We start from the raw sequence: 20,306 nt of genomic DNA on the forward strand, positions 1-20,306 counted from the left end.
ATATTTCCCTATGCCGATAATTATTAATGGGTTAATTAAAAAGAGGCAATTTATAAATATGAAAGCGGCATATTGTTAATATGAAGTGCAAGCAAAAACCAATACTGTTTTCCCTCTGTATTAATACAGAAGCGATCTAAATCTATCGATATTAAATGGCTATTGATGACACGTGAAAAGTGTATTGGTCAGCAAGGGGCGATGGTCGTTATAAAAAGGAGTCAAATTAAATCCGATAGAACAAGGAAACTTATGCCTCACGCTCTTTTTTCTCATAATCCTGAGTATTGTATTGATATTATTCATGCACATAAACCGGCATTTACCCCGCGAGTCGCGTTTATTTTAGGCTCCGGGTTGGGTGCTCTGGCGGATCAAATCGAAGATGCGGTAGCCATTTCTTACGAGAAATTGCCGGGATTTCCCGTCAGCACCGTACACGGCCATGCTGGTGAACTGGTGCTCGGCCATCTGGCGGGTGTTCCGGTGGCCTGTATGAAAGGTCGCGGACATTTTTATGAAGGGCGTGGAATGGCGGTGATGACCGATGCCATTCGCACGTTGAAATTACTGGGCTGTGAAGTGTTGTTCTGCACCAATGCGGCAGGATCTCTGCGTCCGGAAGTGGGGCCGGGTAGCCTGGTTGCGCTTAGCGATCACATTAATACGATGCCCGGTACGCCGATGGTGGGGCCAAACGATGATCGTTATGGCGATCGCTTCTTCTCGCTGGCTAATGCTTATGACGCAGATTATCGCGCCATGCTTCAGTCCGTTGCGGCAGAGGAGGGATTCCCCCTCACTGAAGGCGTATTTGTTTCTTATCCGGGTCCGAACTTCGAAACGGCGGCAGAAATCCGCATGATGCAGATTATTGGCGGCGATGTGGTCGGAATGTCCGTTGTCCCTGAGGTGATTAGCGCACGTCATTGTGGCCTCAAAGTTGTTGCCGTCTCAGCGATCACCAATCTGGCGGAAGGGCTGGGCGATGTAAAACTCTCCCATGCGCAAACGCTGGCGGCGGCTGAACTTTCCCGGCAGAACTTTATAAATCTGATTTGCGGCTTTTTACGTAAGCTGGCCTAAACACAATGACTACGGCCCCGTATTGGGGCTTTATCTCACGGCAAGGAATAAAAAATGGGTATTACGTCCCGCTTAAAAGTCATGTCGTTCTTGCAATATTTTATCTGGGGGAGCTAGCTGGTTACCCTGGGCTCTTACATGATCAACACTCTGGATTTTACCGGCGCGAATGTCGGTATGGTCTACAGCTCAAAAGGACTGGCAGCGATTATCATGCCGGGCATTATGGGGATCATTGCTGATAAATGGCTGCGCGCTGAGCGAGCCTATATGCTTTGCCATCTGGTTTGCGCGGGGGCGTTATTGTACGCCACCACCGTTACCGATCCCCAGACGATGTTCTGGGTGATGTTGGTTAATGCGATGGCGTATATGCCAACGATTGCATTATCCAATAGCGTTTCGTACTCCTGTCTGGCGAAAGCAGGTCAGGATCCGGTAACGTCATTTCCGCCCGTGCGCGTTTTCGGCACAATAGGTTTTATTGTTGCGATGTGGACGGTGAGCCTGATGGGGCTGGAACTGAGCAGTGCGCAATTATACATCGCTTCTGGCGCATCGTTATTGCTGGCCCTGTATGCGCTGACGTTACCGAAAATTCCGGTAGCCGAGAAGAAGGCGAACACCACGCTTGCCAGTAAGCTCGGACTGGATGCTTTTGTTCTGTTTAAAAATCCACGCATGGCAATCTTCTTTTTGTTTGCGATGATGTTGGGGGCGGTGCTGCAAATTACCAATGTCTTCGGTAATCCGTTCCTGCATGATTTTGCCCGTAATCCTGAGTTTGCCGACAGCTTTGTGGTGAAGTATCCCTCTATCTTGCTTTCAGTTTCGCAGATGGCGGAAGTGGGCTTTATCCTCACCATTCCGTTCTTCCTTAAACGCTTTGGTATTAAAACGGTAATGCTGATGAGTATGCTGGCGTGGACGCTGCGTTTCGGCTTCTTTGCCTTTGGCGATCCATCCCCGTTTGGCTTTGTGCTACTGCTGCTGTCGATGATTGTTTATGGCTGCGCATTTGATTTCTTCAACATCTCAGGGTCAGTATTTGTAGAGCAGGAGGTGGACTCAAGTATTCGCGCCAGCGCGCAGGGGTTGTTTATGACCATGGTTAACGGCGTGGGGGCGTGGATTGGGTCTCTTTTAAGCGGTATGGCCGTGGATTATTTTTCTATTGATGGCGTAAAAGATTGGCAAACCATCTGGCTGGTCTTTGCCGCCTACGCTCTGGCATTGGCCGTTATTTTTGCATTGTTCTTTAAATATCAGCACCATCCAGAAAAACTGTCGACCAAATCATTAGCACATTAATTTTATTTGACTGGCGAGAGGATGTTCGCCAGTCCATTTTTATGAACAAGGACACAGTATGAAAGAAATTATTCTCTCCTCCGGTATTGGATTTGGTATTGGCGCATTTTTTACTTTATGCCGTATACCTATTCCTGCACCAAATGTTTTACCCGGGGTTTTATCTATTGTATTTATGTATATTGGGTATCTTGTCGTTAAATCTATTTTTTACTAGGTAATATGGTAAATTCCAGACGTTATCCCTTATTCCTGGAGTGCGATAGTGATGGAACGAGCCCATCGTATTGATCTAAAGCTATTACGTTATTTCCTCGCTGTTGCAGAAGAATTACATTTTGGCCGGGCTGCTGCCCGGTTAAATATGTCACAACCTCCCTTGAGTATCCATATCAAAGAACTTGAACAGCAACTGGGTACATTGCTGTTTATTCGTCATTCCCGCAGCGTTGCATTAACCCATGCCGGGAAAGTTTTGATGGAAGAGTCACGTCGCTTGTTAGCCAATGCAAATCAGGCTCTGGCGCGAGTGGAGCAGATTGGTCGCGGTGAAGCGGGGCGCATTGAACTGGGTGTGGTTGGTACGGCGCTGTGGGGAAGAATGCGTCCTGCGATGCGTCACTTTTTGAAAGCGAATCCCAATGTTGAAGTACTTTTTCGCGAAAAGTCTCCAGGTATGCAAATGGCGTTGTTAGAGCGTCGGGAACTTGATGCAGGGATCTGGCGTATGGCTATCGAACCAGCAGTCGGTTTTACCAGCATACGTTTGCATGAATCTGCATTCATGGTTGCAGTTCCGGAAGATCACGATCTGGCATCCAGAGATTCTGTGCCGTTGGCGGCGTTGCGCAATGAATATTTTGTTACGTTGCCTTCCGTACATTCTGATTGGGGATTTTTACAACGTGTATGCCAACAGGCGGGTTTCTCGCCAATGATTATTCGGGAAGTGGTTGAGCCGCAAACGGTGTTGGCGATGATCAGTATGGGGATCGGGATTACGTTGATGGCTGATGGCTATGCGCAAATGAGCTGGCCGGGTGTGGTGTTCCGTCCGTTAGAGGAACGTATTCCGGCGGATTTGTATATTGTGTATGACCAGCAGCAGGCAACGCCAGCACTGGAGAAACTGGTGGCGGCGTTGACGGTATGATGTCTGGCGATTAACGTCTTATCCGGCCTACGTGTGCGGTGTCGTCTGTAGGCCTGATAAGCGCAGCGCATCAGGCAAGACCCGAACCTGCGGCAGGTTCGAATCTTATAAATCGCAGATAGCAAAAAGGCGCCTTTAGGGCGCCTTTTTACATTGGTGGGTCGTGCAGGATTCGAACCTGCGACCAATTGATTAAAAGTCAACTGCTCTACCAACTGAGCTAACGACCCGAAGTGGTGGGTGATGACGGGATCGAACCGCCGACCCCCTCCTTGTAAGGGAGGTGCTCTCCCAGCTGAGCTAATCACCCACTTCTCAATTTCTTATCTACACGGCGGAGACTACATAAAGTAGTTGGTGGGTGATGACGGGATCGAACCGCCGACCCCCTCCTTGTAAGGGAGGTGCTCTCCCAGCTGAGCTAATCACCCCCGCTGTGTGGAGTCGCATTATAGGGAGAGTTGAAAATGAGTCAACGCATTTTCTAAAGTTTTTGTTTGTTCGTCGTAAAATTAAACAAAACGATCGTGAATTACCCCGCGCTGCATGATTTCTATACGGAAATAGCAAAGCGCAGCGTTCTGACCGGATCAACATTGAGGAATCAAGCCACAGTGATAGAATACAAGGCTATTCATCTTTCCAGGATTTGCCGGTTGTCGGCATCTTTATAAACGTAAGGCCATTTCATGAAAATCAAAACTCGCTTCGCGCCTAGCCCGACAGGTTATCTGCACGTCGGCGGCGCGCGTACTGCTCTTTATTCCTGGCTTTTCGCACGTCACCACGGCGGTGAGTTCGTGCTGCGTATTGAAGATACCGATCTTGAGCGTTCCACGCCGGAAGCCATTGAAGCCATCATGGATGGTATGAACTGGCTGAACCTGGAATGGGACGAAGGCCCATATTTCCAGACCAAACGTTTTGAACGCTATAACGCGGTGATTGACGAGATGCTGGAGGCGGGAACAGCCTATAAATGCTACTGCTCTAAAGAGCGTCTGGAGCAACTGCGTGAAGAGCAGATGGCGAAAGGCGAGAAGCCGCGTTATGACGGGCGTTGCCGTCACAGTCACGAACATCATGACGACGATGAGCCATGCGTGGTGCGCTTTGCTAACCCGCAGGACGGTTCCGTTATTTTTGATGATCAGATCCGTGGCCCGATCGAATTCAGCAATCAGGAACTGGACGATCTGATCATTCGTCGTACCGACGGTTCGCCGACCTACAACTTCTGTGTGGTGGTGGACGACTGGGATATGGAAATTACCCATGTGATTCGTGGCGAAGACCATATCAACAATACTCCGCGCCAGATTAACATTTTGAAAGCGTTAAACGCGCCGGTGCCGATGTACGCGCATGTGTCGATGATTAACGGCGACGACGGTAAAAAGCTGTCTAAACGTCACGGTGCGGTGAGCGTGATGCAGTATCGCGATGACGGTTATCTGCCGGAAGCGTTGCTGAACTATCTGGTGCGTCTGGGCTGGTCCAGCGGCGATCAGGAAATCTTCACTCGCGAAGAGATGATCAAGCTGTTCTCCCTCGGTGCGGTGAGCAAGTCTGCGAGCGCGTTCAACACCGATAAACTGCTGTGGCTGAACCACCACTATATCAATACGCTGGCGCCGGAATATGTGGCGACGCATTTGCAGTGGCATATTGAGCAGGAAAATATCGACACCCGTAACGGCCCGCAGCTTGCTGAACTGGTGAAGTTGCTGGGCGAGCGCTGCAAGACTCTGAAAGAGATGGCGCAGAGCTGCCGCTACTTCTATGAAGACTTCAGCGAGTTTGACGCCGATGCGGCGAAAAAACACCTCCGCCCGGTGGCGCGTCAGCCGCTGGAAGTGGTGCGCGACAAGCTGTCGGCGATTACGGACTGGTCAGCAGAAAACGTCCACCACGCGATTCAGGCCACGGCGGATGAGCTGGAAGTGGGGATGGGTAAAGTAGGGATGCCGCTGCGTGTGGCTGTGACCGGTGCCGGGCAGTCGCCTGCGCTGGATGTCACCGTACATGCGATTGGTAAAACCCGCAGCATTGAGCGCATCAACAAAGCGCTGGGCTTTATCGCCGAGCGTGAAAGTCAGCAGTAACGCCAGCTGAAATAGAATAAACGGCAGGGCAGACGCCTGCCGTTTATTATTTGTTAGTCCGCCTCATTGATACCTAAACGCGTCAGAAATCCGCGAATACCTTCCCGCGATAAAAACAGCGCCAGTTTTTCCTGTTCCTGAGCGGACATATTTTCAACGGCATCAATAATTTGTCGATAAGCGTGACTGTGCGCCGCGTTCGCATATTCTGCGAAAGCCTCTTCCGCCTGATAAAACGCAGGCAGTTTGCGAAAAGCCGGAATATTGAGAATAAACTCCCGCACGCTGGCATCAATATGGATGAGTCTTGCGCGTCCGCCTTTGACGCCGGGAAATTTTTCGGTTTTCCAGTGTTGTTCTCTGATCCAGCGATTGACGGTTTGTCTGGCCACGCCGAGGCATTCAGCCAGCTCTTCAGTGGTCATTTTACTGCGTAATCTTTTCATATTATTTGCTATCGCGTATCCCTAAGCGTTGTAACAAACCGGTAATCCCTTCACGCACGAGGAGAGAGGTAAACTGTTTCTGCTCGGATGAGGTCATCTCTTTGGCGAGCGTCATGAGCAGTGCTTCAAGCGATGCGTTGCTGGCAGGCGTGAATGTGTCTGCGTGATGGTCAACTGAACGTTCAGCGCTGCGGATATATTCACGAACCTGTTCGTTTACATGAACCAGACGGGCTTTACCGCCCTGGACGCCAGGTTTGGGCGATGTTGCCCAGCCTTCTTTCCGTACCCATTTATTGATGGTTTGTCGGCTGTAACCGGTGAGATTAGCGAGTTCTTCTGGCGTCATCCGTTCCTTGAACATAACGATTCCCTGAATAGTCGTGGGGTTAATTAGTGGTTCATTTTATAGCACCATTTTAGTCGAAACCGTGACGTGTTTAACTACTGAATGCGAGTTGTGCCGCAATGTCCTTTATTTGAATGCTTTTTCAGCGATTGAATTCGGCAAGTTCATTTTGCCGTTGACACATGCCGAGGGAATTCATATGATGCCGCCCGTCAACTCGACAAGCTTTACGTAGTGGGGCTATAGCTCAGCTGGGAGAGCGCTTGCATGGCATGCAAGAGGTCAGCGGTTCGATCCCGCTTAGCTCCACCAACATTCAAACCCTCGCTGAAAAGCAGGGGTTTTTGCTTTTTGTCACAAAATTTATGGCCTCTGATCTGCTCTTCAGGTGCGTTTGTTTGCCGCTGCTTTTGCGGTCAATATGAGCTTTTGTTAGATTGCTTCATAATGCGAATATACTTATTATTCATGCGCCTTATATAATGATGTGAGCATTAAAGCAATGCCGGATAAGTGTAACGTATTAAAAAATATAAAAATATTCTTACTGGCCTTCTGCCTGACCGTTCCGGCTATTCTGTTATCTCGTCTCATTTCTCCCCGCGCCACAATTGATTCCAGCTATATCTTTCTGGCCTGGCTACCGCTCTGCGTCATGTTTTCCGTGCTGTTTTTATTTGGCCGCCGTGGCGTCGCGCCGATGGTAGGCGGAATGATGTTGACTAATGAATGGAATTTTCATTTACCTCTGCCACAGGCGATGGTGCTGCTATTTTGCCAGACGTTTCCCGTGTTGCTGGTTTGCGCTATCGTACGCTGGCAGCTGGGCGCGCGCTGGCGCTACGGAATACCCAACCAAGGCATCTGGCTACGCGTTTTCTGGTTAGGGTTAATGACGCCGTTTGGTATAAAAATCAGTATGCATCTGGCGGGGCACTACCTGGCTTTCCCGGTGACCATCTCTACCTTCTTTGGCACCGGCACCGCTATTTTCTCGATTGTCGATTTATTGAGTCTGATTTCTGCCGCGCTTATTTTTACCCTCTTTTTCTATTATCCGCTGCGGATGATAGTCAGCCCGCACTATATGCGTATTTTCTGGCGGAGGGATGTCGCTCCTTATCTCGCCAAAGAAAAACGCCTGTTTACGCTTCTCTGGTTTGCCACTCTGGCGACGCTATTAGCGGTGCTGTGTACGCCTTTCGAGACAAAGTATATTGCTGGCTATCTGGTGCCAGTTCTGTTCATTGGATTTACCATCGGTGTGGGGAAAATCAGCTATCTGCTGTTGAATTTTAGTTGGGCTCTCACTGCGCTATTCCTGCTTAGCTATAACCGCAATTTTCTGCAGGGCGTGGGTTCAGAATATTCGCTGGCATTTATCCTTTCAGTTCTCATTTCTTTTAGTATTTGTTTGTTGTACATGGCGCGGATTAATCAGCGTAGCGAATGGTTGAATCGACAGTGGCACTCGCAGGCATTGACCGATCCGTTGACGCAACTGCCTAACCTGCGTGCGCTGGAGCAGTTTCTTTTACAGGATGCCGGGCAAAGCGTGTGTTATTTACGCATGGAAAACCTGGAATTTCTGAGCCGTCATTACGGTATGCAGATGCGCGTGCATTGCGAACGCGAGGTGTTTCGCGTGTTGCAGCCGCTGCTGCTGGAAAAGGAGAAAATTTTCCATCTGCCGGGCAGTGAATTATTGCTGGTATTGACGGGACCGGAGACGGAAGCCCGCCTGCAATATATGCTCAATGTGCTTAATAACCGCAAAATTTACTGGAACAATACCGGTCTGGACATGGAATACGGCGCATCGTGGGGAACATTCGATGGTCGCCAGGAAACCTTGCAACCGCTGTTGGGGCAATTAAGCTGGCTGGCGGAGCAATCCTGCTCGCATCGTCGGGTGCTTGCACTGACCCAGAGTATTGAAGCCGCTTCCGGGCAGACGACGGAACGGGTGCTGCGGTTGCAGAAAATCCGTCAGGCGCTGGAGCGCGGCGCGCTGGTTTTGTATGTGCAACCCATTCGCGACGCGCAGGGAAAAGGGTATGACGAGATTCTGACGCGGCTTCGGTGCGACGACGGTATCATGATGCCGAATCAGTTCATTCCGCTTATCGCCCAGTTTAACCTGAGCGTACGGTTTGATATGCAGGTGATGGAAGCGCTCCTGCAATGGTTGTCCGCGCATCCTTCAGCGGAGCAGGGGGCGCGTTTCTCGGTTAATTTGATGCCGCTGACGCTGCTGCAAAAAGAGACGGCGTCGCGCATTATGCAGCTTTTTAAACGCTATGGCGTCCCGCCTGCTTCGGTCATCATCGAAATTACTGAAGAACAGGCCTTCTCTCATTCCGAAATCAGTATGCACAATATCAACCAGCTGCGTAAGTTTGGCCTAAAAATCGCCATTGATGATTTCGGCACCGGCTATGCAAACTATGAACGGCTAAAACGCCTCAAGGCGGACATCATTAAAATCGACGGTTGTTTCGTAAAAGATATTCTGACGGACTCCCTGGATGCGATGATCGTGAAATCCATCACTGATTTAGCGAAAGCGAAATCGTTGAGCGTCGTGGCTGAGTTTGTTGAAACGCCTGCGCAGCGCGATCTGCTATTGCAGCTTGGCGTACACAGTTTGCAGGGATATCTGATTGGCCGCCCGCGCCCGTTAGGTAAATAAGCGGCATAAAAAAACCGGGGATAGCTCCCCGGTTTCTACATTAAACGCAGACTTACAGTACCAGCGCCGCGATAGAGGCGGACAGTACGCTCACCAGCGTAGAACCGTAAACCAGTTTCAGACCAAAACGGGAAACCACGTTGCCTTGCTCTTCGTTCAGGCCTTTAATCGCACCCGCAATAATACCGATGGAAGAGAAGTTCGCGAAGGACACCAGGAAGACGGAGATAATACCTTCAGCGCGTGGAGAGAGGGTAGAGGCGATTTTCTGCAGATCCATCATCGCCACGAGTTCGTTGGAAACCAGTTTGGTCGCCATGATACTTCCTACCTGCAGCGCTTCACTGGACGGTACGCCCATTACCCATGCGACCGGGTAGAAGATGTAACCCAGAATGCCCTGGAAGGAGATGCTGTAGCCGAACCAACCGGTAACCGTTGCGAACAGCGCGTTCAGCGCCGCGATCAGTGCGATGAAGCCGATCAGCATCGCCGCGACGATAATCGCCACTTTAAAACCTGCCAGAATGTACTCGCCCAGCATTTCGAAGAAACTTTGGCCTTCATGCAGGTTCGACATCTGAATATTTTCTTCGCTGGCATCAACGACATAGGGGTTGATCAGCGACAGAACGATAAAGGTACTGAACATGTTCAGAACCAGCGCTGCGACCACATATTTAGGGTCCAGCATGGTCATATACGCGCCCACGATAGACATGGAAACGGTAGACATCGCCGTTGCAGCCATGGTGTACATGCGGTTACGGGACATTTTGCTGAGGATATCTTTATAAGCGATAAAGTTCTCAGACTGACCGAGGATCAGCGAGCTGACGGCGTTAAAAGATTCCAGTTTGCCCATACCGTTTACTTTGGACAGCAGGAAACCAATAGCGCGGATGACCACTGGCAGAACACGGATATGCTGGAGAATACCGATCAACGCGGAAATAAAGACGATCGGGCACAATACTTTCAGGAAGAAGAACGCCAAACCTTGATCGTTCATACTGCCGAAGACGAAGTTTGTCCCTTCGTTGGCAAATCCGAGCAGTTTTTCAAACATCTCGGAGAAACCTTTTACGAAGCCAAGGCCAACATCAGAGTTCAGGAAGAACCAGGCCAGTAGCACTTCGATAACAAGTAACTGAATGACATAACGAATGCGAATTTTTTTACGGTCGCTGCTAACCAGCAGTGCGAGTACCGCAACAACGGCAAGCGCCAGGACAAAATGAAGGACGCGGTCCATATTTGCTCCAAATATGAGGCAGGTTTAATTTTCGTGCACATTCTATGCAACAGCCGTAAAGAAAACGAGATCCAACACACACTATAATAAGGACCTGTGACGAGATTCAAAATTAGTGATCTGTAATACACTTTTACTGTACTGAATATGAAAATGAAAAGTTATAGCAGTGTGCTAATCTTGTAATGTTAAGCCAAACTGTTCTGATACAGGTCGTCATCGTATCGGTCTATCGTTTCACACTATCAAAGTAATCACCCGTACCCATTGAAATGCACTTGATAATCATTATCAATAAGCATAGCATGAAACATAGCAAAGGCTATGTTTTTGAGGCAAAAGATGACTGACAATCGCGTAGAGAATAGCAGCGGACGGGCGGCGCGCAAGCTAAGGCTCGCATTAATGGGACCTGCGTTCATTGCCGCGATTGGTTATATCGATCCTGGTAACTTCGCGACCAATATTCAGGCCGGCGCCAGCTTTGGCTACCAGCTACTCTGGGTGGTGGTCTGGGCGAACCTGATGGCGATGCTGATTCAAATCCTCTCGGCAAAACTCGGAATCGCCACGGGCAAGAACCTGGCGGAGCAAATTCGCGACCATTATCCGCGCCCGGTAGTCTGGTTTTACTGGGTACAGGCGGAAATCATCGCGATGGCTACCGATTTAGCTGAATTTATCGGCGCGGCAATAGGTTTTAAGCTGATCCTGGGCGTCTCTTTATTACAGGGCGCGGTATTGACCGGTATCGCGACGTTTCTGATTTTAATGTTACAACGCCGCGGTCAAAAACCGCTTGAAAAAGTCATCGGCGGTTTACTGCTTTTTGTCGCCGCCGCTTACATTGTGGAACTGTTTTTCTCTCAGCCTGATATGGCGCAGCTCGGCAAAGGAATGGTTATCCCGGCGCTACCGAACCCGGAAGCCGTATTCTTAGCCGCCGGCGTGCTTGGCGCGACGATTATGCCGCACGTGATTTATCTGCACTCGTCATTAACACAGCATCTGCACGGCGGAACGCGGCAACAACGGTACTCAGCAACGAAATGGGATGTCGCTATTGCCATGACGATTGCCGGTTTTGTCAATCTGGCAATGATGGCGACCGCCGCGGCGGCGTTTCATTTTAGCGGCCACACTGGCATCGCCGACCTCGATCAGGCATACCTGACGCTGGAACCGTTACTAAGCCATGCGGCGGCAACAGTGTTTGGTCTTAGTCTGGTTGCGGCAGGGCTTTCCTCCACCGTGGTAGGGACTCTGGCGGGGCAGGTGGTGATGCAAGGGTTTGTCCGTTTTCACATTCCGCTGTGGGTACGGCGCACCATTACCATGCTGCCCTCATTTATTGTGATTTTGATGGGGCTGGACCCTACCCGAATTCTGGTGATGAGCCAGGTGCTGCTGAGTTTTGGTATTGCGCTGGCGCTGGTGCCGCTCCTGATTTTCACCAGTAACGCTACGCTAATGGGCGAGCTGGTGAACACGCGGCGGGTAAAACAGGTTGGCTGGATAATTGTCGTGCTGGTCGTCGCCCTGAATATCTGGTTGCTGGTTGGAACGGTGATGGGATTGTCATAAAGACAGAAAGATAGCAGGCCCGATGCGTGGGCGTCATCGGGCTGTTATTCAGCAGGAGGCTTAGTGATGATGTTTGTGACCCCGGCCTCGCCCGCGATGATCGTCGCGATCGCGCCAGCCTTCCCGATAACCGCGTTCATACGCTTTACGCTTATCCCAGCCGCGATGATAGCCGTTGTCATGGCGCCACCAGCGATTTTTACGCCATTCATAATGGTTGTGCCAGTAATCACGGTCGCGCCAGCGACCACCGTCCCAGTAGTTACCGTAATCATCGCGATCGCCAATCTGTAATTTTATTGAGGGCAACAGGGTGATTTCGCCCGCATTCGCGGCAAGCGGTGTAAAAGCCAGCAAGGCTGCCGCCAGAATCAGTGACCTGAACATACTTTCTCTCCTTCACGATCGAGCCGTCTCCGGCCTGTTAATGCAATATTACAAAGCAGTAAAGATTTGTTTCATCGCCTTAACTCTTAAATCATGAAGGAGAGCATTTTTTGCTAAAAACGGCCCTCCAGAATAGCGTCAATTTCTGCACATTCCGCCGCTGAAAAACGGCGATTGGCCAGCATTCCCACGGCATCTTCGATTTGCGACGGTTTGCTGGCGCCAATCAGTACCGAGGTAACGTTATCGTTACGCAGCCCCCAGGCGAGCGCCATCTGAGACAATTTTTGGCCCCGTCGCGCGGCCAGTTCATTCAACCGGCGAACTTTTTCCAGTTTGTCGGCGGTAATCTGTTCTGGTTTAAGGAAACGGCTTCCGCTCGCCGCGCGGGAATCTTCCGGAATGCCATTCAGATAACGGTCAGTGAGCTGCCCGCCCGCCAGCGGCGAGAAGGCAATACTACCGACGCCTTTTTCCTGCAACAGCGCCAGCAGCCCGTCCTCTACCCAACGCTCAAAAAGCGAATATTTAGGCTGATGAATCAGGCAAGGCGTGCTGAGATCCTCCAGAATATCGATAGCTTGTCTGGCCAGATCGGCAGGATAGTTAGAGATCCCCACGTACAACGCTTTGCCCTGGCGCACAAGGTGATCTAACGCTTTCATCGTCTCTTTAAGCGGCGTTTCGGGATCGGGACGATGGTGATAAAAGATATCGACATACTCCAGCCCCATACGTTTCAGGCTTTGATCGAGGCTGGCGATAAGGTATTTCCGTGAACCCCAGTCGCCATAAGGGCCATCCCACATGGTGTAGCCCGCTTTGGTGGAGATGATCAATTCATCACGCCACGGTAAAAAATCTTCCTGCAGAATGCGGCCAAAATTGCATTCTGCGGAGCCCGGCGGCGGCCCATAATTATTGGCGAGATCAAAGTGGGTAATGCCCAGATCGAACGCGCGTTGCAGCAGCGCCCGGCTATTTTCTACCCGTGTCGCATCGCCGAAGTTGTGCCATAACCCCAGCGAAATGGCGGGAAGTTTGACGCCGCTGCGCCCGCAGCGACGATACTCCATTGTGTGATAACGATTCTCATCGGGCTGATAAATCATGACCTTTCCCCCTGTGGCGTGAATAAATAGTGTATACGGTTACACTCGCCAGGCGGTATCCGGCTTTTACTGTTTGCCGCTGTAAACATTGTTTTCCAGGCTTTCATCCCCGTCGTGCTGGACAGCCATCGGCATTCCTTAATACTCAACATAATGTCAACGTCAGAAGGAAAGCTGTCATGCAAAACCCCTATACCGTGGCCGACTATTTGCTGGACAGACTGGCAGGATGCGGCATTGGCCATCTTTTTGGCGTACCGGGCGATTATAACTTGCAGTTTCTTGACCATGTGATTGACCACCCGACCCTGCGTTGGGTGGGATGCGCCAATGAGCTGAACGCCGCTTATGCCGCGGACGGCTATGCGCGTATGTCGGGCGCTGGAGCGCTACTCACTACCTTTGGCGTGGGAGAACTTAGCGCTATTAACGGTATCGCGGGCAGTTACGCGGAATATGTCCCGGTCTTGCATATCGTCGGCGCGCCCTGTAGCGCTGCGCAGCAGCGAGGCGAATTGATGCACCACACCCTCGGTGACGGCGATTTTCGTCATTTTTATCGCATGAGCCAGGCGATATCCGCTGCCAGCGCAATATTAGATGAACAGAACGCCTGTTTCGAGATTGACCGCGTGTTGGGTGAAATGCTTGCCGCACGCAGGCCAGGATACATCATGTTGCCCGCCGATGTGGCGAAAAAAACGGCCATCCCGCCTACGCAGGCGCTGGCGTTGCCCGTGCATGAAGCGCAAAGCGGCGTGGAGACGGCTTTTCGTTACCACGCCCGTCAGTGCCTGATGAACAGTCGGCGCATTGCGCTATTGGCCGACTTTCTTGCCGGGCGTTTTGGTTTACGACCACTGTTGCAACGCTGGATGGCGGAAACGCCCATCGCTCATGCGACACTACTGATGGGGAAGGGGCTTTTTGATGAACAGCACCCGAACTTCGTTGGCACCTATAGCGCTGGCGCCAGCAGCAAAGAAGTGCGTCAGGCCATAGAGGACGCCGATAGGGTTATCTGCGTCGGCACCCGTTTTGTCGATACCCTTACGGCCGGATTCACCCAACAATTACCGACGGAACGCACGCTGGAGATTCAGCCTTACGCGTCGCGCATCGGCGAAACCTGGTTCAACCTCCCGATGGCGCAGGCGGTGTCTACGCTGCGCGAACTGTGCCTGGAATGCGCTTTTGCGCCGCCGCCGACGCGTTCCGCCGGACAGCCAGTGCGGATTGATAAGGGAGAACTGACCCAGGAAAGCTTCTGGCAAACCTTACAGCAGTATCTCAAACCCGGCGATATTATCCTTGTCGACCAGGGGACCGCCGCCTTTGGCGCTGCCGCGCTGTCGCTTCCTGACGGCGCGGAAGTTGTGGTACAGCCGCTGTGGGGGTCTATCGGCTATTCCTTGCCCGCCGCGTTTGGCGCGCAAACCGCCTGTCCCGATCGGCGGGTGATTCTGATTATCGGCGATGGCGCGGCGCAGCTCACGATTCAGGAGATGGGCTCGATGTTACGCGACGGGCAGGCGCCGGTCATCCTGCTGCTCAACAATGACGGCTATACCGTAGAGCGCGCCACTCACGGCGCGGCCCAGCGGTATAACGACATCGCGAGCTGGAACTGGACGCAGATACCACCGGCGCTAAACGCGGCGCAACAGGCGGAGTGCTGGCGGGTGACGCAGGCTATCCAACTGGCAGAGGTCCTCGAACGTCTGGCGCGCCCACAACGTCTGTCATTTATTGAAGTGATGTTGCCAAAAGCCGAGCTGCCGGAATTACTGCGTACCGTGACCCGGGCGCTGGAAGCCCGCAACGGGGGATAATGGCCCCCGCTGCGCCGGATTAGGGTTCGTGACGGTTGGCGGCCAGCAACGGTTTTCCCGCCAGCAATAGCCAGGCGGGGAGCATCACAATGCAGAGCAGCGGCAGCAGATTGGTATCCGGTACGACGACTGCCGCCATAAACAGACTGAGCCAGCCGTCGCGCGTCACTACCAGCACTAAGCCAAGAATCGCGCAGGAGACGGTAATCGCCGCGGGTACGGCCTCAACATGGGCATGGAGCATGAGCCCCAGCGCCGCGCCGATAAACACAGCCGGAAAAATGCGCCCGCCGCGAAAGCCGCTCGCCGCCGCGATGACCAGCGCGGCGAGTTTGACGACGGCTAAGGTAAAATAATCTCCCGCGCCCAACGTCTGGCTAAACGCCATTTGTTGCATTTCGTCCAGGCCTTTAAACAGGGTAAGCGGCCCGCCAATGACGCCCAGAATACCCAGTATAAAACCGCCAATGCCGAGAATCAGGACCGGATTTTTCAGGCGATGCAACAACTCATGCAGACGCGGAAGGCACCAGACGGCGACCATCCCGGCGGCAATGGCGATCGCCGCGACGATCGCTCCGCTGGCAATGTCCACCAGCCGCATCTGCGTGTAATGGGCGATGGGTAACGAAAAATGCGGATGAAAGAACAGACTGGTGGTGAGTGACCCCGCCGCTGCCGCCATTAACGGCGCAAACAGGCGATCCCACATGGGAATATCGTTAGAGCCGCTAAGTGTTTGCGAAAAAATCAGCGCTGCGGCGACGGGCGTGCCGAACAGCGCGCCGATGGTGCCCGCTGAGGCCAGAATCGTCCAGTCTAACGCCGTGATACGCGGAAACAGGCGGGAGCCGAAAGCCGCCGCCAGCGCGATATTTATTGTCATTATCGGATGCTCTGGCCCCAAACTTACCCCACCAGCAAGGCCGATGATTAAGGCGAGAAGCAGCCCGGGTAGCGCAGATGGCGAGACCGGCATACTGATTAACGGTTCGATGGCCGGATCGGGGCCAGCGTGTCCGGGACTGTAACGGATAATCAAACCCACCACGACCCCGGTTAGCGTGAGCATACCCACTATCCAGAACGGCGAATCATAAGCGATGCCGATGCTGGTGGGCAGTCGTTGCCAAAGAAATTGCTGAAAAACCGACGCGACTTTCATCGCAGCGATTAAAACCAGGCTTGACGCTACGCCAATAATCAGCGCGGGGAGCGACAGCAGCAGCATCGTTCGGGCACGCGGGTGGAACATAATCTCTTCCTTACACGGGGTCGTATACCTATTTTGCACAGCCTGCCCGACGGCATTGCTGCAATTGGTGCTGAAACAAGAAAGTAATTCTGTGATGAAGATCTATATTTATAGGCAGTCAGCCTGATGGCCGTTGTTGTTATGCCCCCATGAATTTACAGTGTGACAAAGACTTATTTTGACTTTAGCGGAGCAGTAGAAGAATGACAAAGTATGCTTTAGTAGGAGATGTAGGCGGCACGAATGCGCGTCTTGCCCTGTGTGATATCGCCAGTGGAGAAATCTCGCAGGCCAAAACGTATTCCGGCCTGGATTATCCCAGTCTTGAGGCCGTGGTGCGCGTTTATCTCGATGAGCATAGCGTCAGCGTGGAAGATGGTTGTATCGCCATAGCCTGCCCGATTACCGGTGACTGGGTAGCGATGACTAACCATACCTGGGCTTTTTCTATTGCGGAAATGAAAAAAAATCTCGGCTTTAGCCATCTGGAAATCATCAACGATTTCACCGCCGTGTCGATGGCGATCCCGATGCTGAAAAAAGAGCATTTAATTCAGTTCGGCGGCGGCGAACCGGTAGACGGCAAACCTATTGCGGTGTATGGCGCGGGAACCGGCTTGGGCGTGGCGCATCTGGTGCATGTGGATAAGCGTTGGATTAGCCTTCCGGGCGAAGGCGGGCATGTCGATTTTGCGCCTAATAGCGAAGAAGAAGCTATGATTCTGGAAATATTGCGCGCCGAAATTGGCCACGTTTCCGCCGAGCGCGTGCTGTCTGGCCCGGGGCTGGTGAATCTTTACCGGGCGATTGTTAAGTCCGACAACCGTTTGCCGGAGAATCTGCGCCCGAAAGATATTACCGAACGCGCCCTGGCGGATAACTGTATCGATTGTCGCCGCGCGTTGTCGCTCTTTTGCGTCATCATGGGGCGATTTGGCGGCGATCTGGCGTTAACCATGGGGACATTTGGCGGCGTTTATATCGCTGGCGGTATTGTCCCGCGCTTCCTGGAATTTTTTAAAGCGTCTGGCTTCCGTGGGGGCTTTGAAGATAAAGGCCGCTTTAAAGATTATGTACACGGTATTCCGGTCTATCTGATTGTCCATGATAACCCCGGCTTGTTAGGCTCCGGCGCGCATCTGCGCCAGACATTAGGTCATATTCTATAAGCCAGATGGTGGCATAAACGCCTTATCCGGCCTACAAAAGTGTGTCATCTGTAGGCCTGATGAGCGCAGCGTCATCAGGCAATTAAACATTCTCTTGTCAGTCTCAAACCGCGTGCCTCACGCGGTTTTTTTCATTGCCTTTCCTGTGCATGAATGCTTCAACTGTCTGAATTATTTCACTTTACTCTTGCTGAGCGAAAGGTCAAACACCAGCGCGTTGAGTCATCACGTCATGGCGGTTAGTCAGGCGAAAACAGGGATTTATTTTACTATACGTATCCGGTTCGCTGCCTTATTTACGGTTTCATCGCGGCATCTTGCTGGAAAGGATCCTCATTTTCGGGGAAATGTCCCTGAAAAATACCGCAATATGACATGATCGAATACCATTATCATTAGTAAGGATTTTGGTTAAAGAGGAAAAACCACAAAATCAAAAGGGGATTATTTGAGATAAGGTTTATTGACAGGAAATTATCGTCGGCTGCGCTACGTTACGTAAATTCAATGATATCAATTTGTTAATAATATGATTTGTTTGATGCTATAACTGACATGCTTAAAAGGTAAATTTTTACGCTTGTTCCTCTTTTTTCGTCGCTAAAAAATATTTTCATTAGCCTCTCGACAGGAAGAAAATTTTCAGGCTATTTTCTAAAGGAGCCACCATCGTGGCAGCGTCGCTCGGACGGTCCGGGCGCTAACGTTAATCTGAGGATATTATGGCTGACTTCCGCCCTGAACGTCGCTTTACGCGTATCGATCGCCTTCCGCCCTATGTTTTTAACATCACCGCTGAACTCAAAATGGCTGCGCGTCGGCGCGGTGAAGATATTATTGATTTCAGTATGGGTAATCCTGATGGCGCAACCCCTCCCCACATTGTCGAAAAACTTTGCACCGTCGCGCAGCGTCCGGATACGCACGGTTATTCCACGTCCCGCGGCATACCGCGTTTACGCCGCGCGATTTCTCACTGGTATCAGGAACGTTATGATGTCGATATCGATCCGGAAACCGAAGCGATTGTGACCATCGGTTCCAAAGAGGGACTGGCGCATTTAATGCTGGCGACGCTGGATCATGGCGATACGGTACTGGTGCCGAACCCCAGTTACCCGATTCATATCTATGGCGCCGTTATCGCCGGGGCGCAGGTGCGTTCGGTTCCATTGGTAGAGGGAGTGGATTTCTTCAACGAGCTGGAGCGCGCTATTCGCGAAAGTTATCCGAAACCGAAAATGATGATTTTGGGTTTTCCGTCTAACCCTACGGCCCAGTGCGTCGAACTGGAATTTTTTGAAAAAGTGGTCGCTCTGGCTAAACGTTATGATGTGCTGGTGGTGCACGATCTGGCGTATGCCGATATCGTGTACGACGGCTGGAAAGCGCCATCCATTATGCAGGTGCCCGGCGCGCGCGACGTGGCGGTTGAATTTTTCACGCTGTCGAAAAGCTATAATATGGCGGGCTGGCGTATTGGGTTTATGGTGGGTAATAAAACCCTGGTCAGCGCGCTGGCGCGCATTAAAAGTTATCACGATTATGGCACCTTTACCCCGCTTCAGGTGGCGGCTATCGCCGCTCTGGAAGGTGATCAGCAGTGCGTGCGCGATATTGCCGAGCAGTATAAACGTCGTCGCGATGTGCTGGTGAAGGGGTTGCATGAGGCGGGCTGGATGGTTGAAATGCCGAAAGCCTCAATGTACGTCTGGGCGAAAATCCCGGAGCAATATGCGGCGATGGGATCGCTTGAGTTTGCCAAGAAGCTGCTGAATGAGGCGAAGGTTTGCGTTTCTCCAGGGATAGGCTTTGGTGATTATGGCGACACCCATGTACGCTTTGCATTAATAGAGAATCGCGACCGCATTCGCCAGGCCGTCAGAGGGATTAAAGCGATGTTCCGCGCCGATGGCGTGCTGCCGTCACATCCAAAACCCGTTGAGGCGAGCACGGAGTAGAAAAGCAAACAGGAGCCCCATGGCTCCTGTTTTTCTTTGCATTGTACTTTTAAATCATCAGGGCGAAAGTACCGGCCCAAACGATGACCATAAATGAAATGCCCATAAAGAAATATTTCACGTTTCATCTCTCCGCGTACCTGTCGTACGCCTAAATGAACTTACACTTACCTGATTATAGAGAGTTGATGCCGGACAATACGAAATTGAGAATTATTCGTGTTTCGACCGCCTGCATCACCTCAGAATTCTGCGCGTCATCGCTCCAGACGGCGCTAATGTACGCCTAAAAATGAGGTGAAACAAGAGGCATTTTCTTATTTACTTTTAGTAACTTACAAGTGTCGGGAATCGGCGACAGTTTAATTTCTGACAGTGATGAATCGCTATTGAGCGACGCCGCCGACACAGTAAAAAATCGCCTGTAAACAGGGGACTTATCGCTAAAAGCAGGAATGAGTAATTTACGATATGAATATTATGGCAATGCGAAATGCCAAAATAAAAGGCCTTGCGGCCTTTTTACTTTACATGACCCGTCCTGAATAGCGTTGACACGTTCCAGACTTAAATCCGGAGAACGTAATGATGACTGAGTTCAAACGCCCC

16 protein-coding genes, 4 tRNA genes and 1 pseudogene are annotated in these 20,306 nt (G+C 51.5%); 11 read left to right on the top strand and 10 right to left on the bottom strand.

Going from position 1 to position 20,306, the window contains the following annotated elements; all coding sequences use genetic code 11:
* Positions 1-252 precede the first annotated feature (252 nt).
* From xapA to ACLJRU_RS08780, 4 genes and pseudogenes are all read left to right on the top strand, one after another.
* On the top strand, positions 253-1,086 hold the full coding sequence (gene xapA, locus ACLJRU_RS08765; RefSeq protein ID WP_001119748.1) for a xanthosine phosphorylase: 834 nt from the start codon (positions 253-255) through the stop codon (positions 1,084-1,086).
* Positions 1,087-1,140: 54 nt separating this feature from the next.
* Positions 1,141-2,397: pseudogene (locus ACLJRU_RS08770) on the top strand (nucleoside permease).
* Between the two features lie 58 nt (positions 2,398-2,455).
* A complete protein-coding gene (locus ACLJRU_RS08775) occupies positions 2,456-2,614 on the top strand; it encodes a XapX domain-containing protein (protein ID WP_000658727.1) in 159 nt (52 codons plus the stop codon).
* Positions 2,615-2,665: 51 nt separating this feature from the next.
* A complete protein-coding gene (locus tag ACLJRU_RS08780; protein ID WP_000438884.1) occupies positions 2,666-3,550 on the top strand; it encodes a LysR family transcriptional regulator in 885 nt (294 codons plus the stop codon).
* 154 nt (positions 3,551-3,704) lie between these two features.
* On the opposite strand, the gene ACLJRU_RS08785 is transcribed toward ACLJRU_RS08780, so the two are convergent.
* The 3 genes from ACLJRU_RS08785 to ACLJRU_RS08795 all read right to left on the bottom strand — a co-directional run bounded on the left by ACLJRU_RS08785 (position 3,705) and on the right by ACLJRU_RS08795 (position 3,981).
* A tRNA-Lys gene (locus tag ACLJRU_RS08785) sits at positions 3,705-3,780 on the bottom strand.
* 4 nt (positions 3,781-3,784) lie between these two features.
* Positions 3,785-3,860 (bottom strand) — tRNA-Val (locus ACLJRU_RS08790).
* 45 nt (positions 3,861-3,905) lie between these two features.
* Positions 3,906-3,981 (bottom strand) — tRNA-Val (locus ACLJRU_RS08795).
* Positions 3,982-4,239: 258 nt separating this feature from the next.
* Here ACLJRU_RS08795 and gltX point away from each other — a divergent pair.
* Positions 4,240-5,655 (top strand): glutamate--tRNA ligase, encoded by a 1,416-nt coding sequence (gltX, locus tag ACLJRU_RS08800; RefSeq protein WP_000695629.1) that lies wholly within the window; start codon positions 4,240-4,242, stop codon positions 5,653-5,655.
* A 53-nt stretch (positions 5,656-5,708) separates the two neighbouring features.
* Here the strand turns inward: gltX and ACLJRU_RS08805 are convergent, their stop codons facing one another.
* Complete coding sequence (locus tag ACLJRU_RS08805) at positions 5,709-6,101, bottom strand: MerR family transcriptional regulator (protein WP_000826514.1); 393 nt, start codon at positions 6,099-6,101, stop codon at positions 5,709-5,711.
* Position 6,102: 1 nt separating this feature from the next.
* Positions 6,103-6,465: a MerR family transcriptional regulator gene (locus tag ACLJRU_RS08810; RefSeq protein ID WP_000472034.1), complete on the bottom strand. Its 363-nt coding sequence runs from the start codon at positions 6,463-6,465 to the stop codon at positions 6,103-6,105.
* 221 nt (positions 6,466-6,686) lie between these two features.
* Here ACLJRU_RS08810 and ACLJRU_RS08815 point away from each other — a divergent pair.
* Positions 6,687-6,762: transfer RNA gene (locus ACLJRU_RS08815), tRNA-Ala, on the top strand.
* 190 nt (positions 6,763-6,952) lie between these two features.
* Positions 6,953-9,142: a sensor domain-containing phosphodiesterase gene (locus ACLJRU_RS08820; RefSeq protein ID WP_001540559.1), complete on the top strand. Its 2,190-nt coding sequence runs from the start codon at positions 6,953-6,955 to the stop codon at positions 9,140-9,142.
* A 52-nt stretch (positions 9,143-9,194) separates the two neighbouring features.
* Here ACLJRU_RS08820 and nupC read toward each other — a convergent pair whose 3' ends face one another.
* Positions 9,195-10,397 (bottom strand): nucleoside permease NupC, encoded by a 1,203-nt coding sequence (nupC, locus tag ACLJRU_RS08825; RefSeq protein ID WP_000376351.1) that lies wholly within the window; start codon positions 10,395-10,397, stop codon positions 9,195-9,197.
* Positions 10,398-10,739: 342 nt separating this feature from the next.
* On the opposite strand from nupC, the gene ACLJRU_RS08830 reads away from it, so the two are divergent.
* Complete coding sequence (locus ACLJRU_RS08830; RefSeq protein WP_000131735.1) at positions 10,740-11,981, top strand: Nramp family divalent metal transporter; 1,242 nt, start codon at positions 10,740-10,742, stop codon at positions 11,979-11,981.
* A 60-nt stretch (positions 11,982-12,041) separates the two neighbouring features.
* Here ACLJRU_RS08830 and ypeC read toward each other — a convergent pair whose 3' ends face one another.
* Both ypeC and mgrA read right to left on the bottom strand, forming a co-directional pair.
* Positions 12,042-12,368, bottom strand: a complete 327-nt coding sequence (gene ypeC, locus ACLJRU_RS08835) for a DUF2502 domain-containing protein YpeC (RefSeq protein WP_000490091.1) — start codon at positions 12,366-12,368, stop codon at positions 12,042-12,044.
* 113 nt (positions 12,369-12,481) lie between these two features.
* Entirely contained in the window at positions 12,482-13,480 is a 999-nt protein-coding gene (gene mgrA / locus ACLJRU_RS08840) for an L-glyceraldehyde 3-phosphate reductase (protein WP_001540557.1), read from the bottom strand.
* Between the two features lie 179 nt (positions 13,481-13,659).
* On the opposite strand from mgrA, the gene ACLJRU_RS08845 reads away from it, so the two are divergent.
* Positions 13,660-15,312, top strand: coding sequence for an alpha-keto acid decarboxylase family protein (locus ACLJRU_RS08845; RefSeq protein ID WP_038394024.1), 1,653 nt, complete (start codon positions 13,660-13,662; stop codon positions 15,310-15,312).
* A gap of 19 nt (positions 15,313-15,331) precedes the next feature.
* Here the strand turns inward: ACLJRU_RS08845 and ACLJRU_RS08850 are convergent, their stop codons facing one another.
* Positions 15,332-16,567, bottom strand: coding sequence for an ion channel protein (locus tag ACLJRU_RS08850; RefSeq protein ID WP_023235111.1), 1,236 nt, complete (start codon positions 16,565-16,567; stop codon positions 15,332-15,334).
* 203 nt (positions 16,568-16,770) lie between these two features.
* Here ACLJRU_RS08850 and glk point away from each other — a divergent pair, with 203 nt between their 5' ends.
* Together glk and alaC are read left to right on the top strand one after the other, a co-directional pair.
* A complete protein-coding gene (gene glk / locus ACLJRU_RS08855; protein WP_000170376.1) occupies positions 16,771-17,736 on the top strand; it encodes a glucokinase in 966 nt (321 codons plus the stop codon).
* Positions 17,737-18,458: 722 nt separating this feature from the next.
* Positions 18,459-19,697, top strand: a complete 1,239-nt coding sequence (gene alaC / locus ACLJRU_RS08860; protein ID WP_000763118.1) for an alanine transaminase — start codon at positions 18,459-18,461, stop codon at positions 19,695-19,697.
* A gap of 49 nt (positions 19,698-19,746) precedes the next feature.
* On the opposite strand, the gene ypdK is transcribed toward alaC, so the two are convergent.
* Entirely contained in the window at positions 19,747-19,818 is a 72-nt protein-coding gene (gene ypdK / locus ACLJRU_RS08865; protein WP_010723117.1) for a membrane protein YpdK, read from the bottom strand.
* Positions 19,819-20,306: the final 488 nt, after the last annotated feature.

This window comes from Salmonella sp. SAL00653 (assembly GCF_046552515.1).
In the GTDB taxonomy this organism is placed as follows: Bacteria; Pseudomonadota; Gammaproteobacteria; order Enterobacterales; family Enterobacteriaceae; genus Salmonella; species Salmonella enterica.

Coding starts and splice junctions, on each gene's coding strand:
- ypeC (WP_000490091.1), bottom strand. CDS start 12,368: ATGTTCAGGTCACTGATTCTGGCGGCAGCCTTGCTGGCTTTTACACCG.
- nupC (WP_000376351.1), bottom strand. CDS start 10,397: ATGGACCGCGTCCTTCATTTTGTCCTGGCGCTTGCCGTTGTTGCGGTA.
- ACLJRU_RS08850 (WP_023235111.1), bottom strand. CDS start 16,567: ATGTTCCACCCGCGTGCCCGAACGATGCTGCTGCTGTCGCTCCCCGCG.
- mgrA (WP_001540557.1), bottom strand. CDS start 13,480: ATGATTTATCAGCCCGATGAGAATCGTTATCACACAATGGAGTATCGT.
- ACLJRU_RS08810 (WP_000472034.1), bottom strand. CDS start 6,465: ATGTTCAAGGAACGGATGACGCCAGAAGAACTCGCTAATCTCACCGGT.
- gltX (WP_000695629.1), top strand. CDS start 4,240: ATGAAAATCAAAACTCGCTTCGCGCCTAGCCCGACAGGTTATCTGCAC.
- ACLJRU_RS08820 (WP_001540559.1), top strand. CDS start 6,953: ATGCCGGATAAGTGTAACGTATTAAAAAATATAAAAATATTCTTACTG.
- ACLJRU_RS08780 (WP_000438884.1), top strand. CDS start 2,666: ATGGAACGAGCCCATCGTATTGATCTAAAGCTATTACGTTATTTCCTC.
- ACLJRU_RS08845 (WP_038394024.1), top strand. CDS start 13,660: ATGCAAAACCCCTATACCGTGGCCGACTATTTGCTGGACAGACTGGCA.
- glk (WP_000170376.1), top strand. CDS start 16,771: ATGACAAAGTATGCTTTAGTAGGAGATGTAGGCGGCACGAATGCGCGT.
- xapA (WP_001119748.1), top strand. CDS start 253: ATGCCTCACGCTCTTTTTTCTCATAATCCTGAGTATTGTATTGATATT.
- ACLJRU_RS08775 (WP_000658727.1), top strand. CDS start 2,456: ATGAAAGAAATTATTCTCTCCTCCGGTATTGGATTTGGTATTGGCGCA.
- ACLJRU_RS08830 (WP_000131735.1), top strand. CDS start 10,740: ATGACTGACAATCGCGTAGAGAATAGCAGCGGACGGGCGGCGCGCAAG.
- alaC (WP_000763118.1), top strand. CDS start 18,459: ATGGCTGACTTCCGCCCTGAACGTCGCTTTACGCGTATCGATCGCCTT.
- ACLJRU_RS08805 (WP_000826514.1), bottom strand. CDS start 6,101: ATGAAAAGATTACGCAGTAAAATGACCACTGAAGAGCTGGCTGAATGC.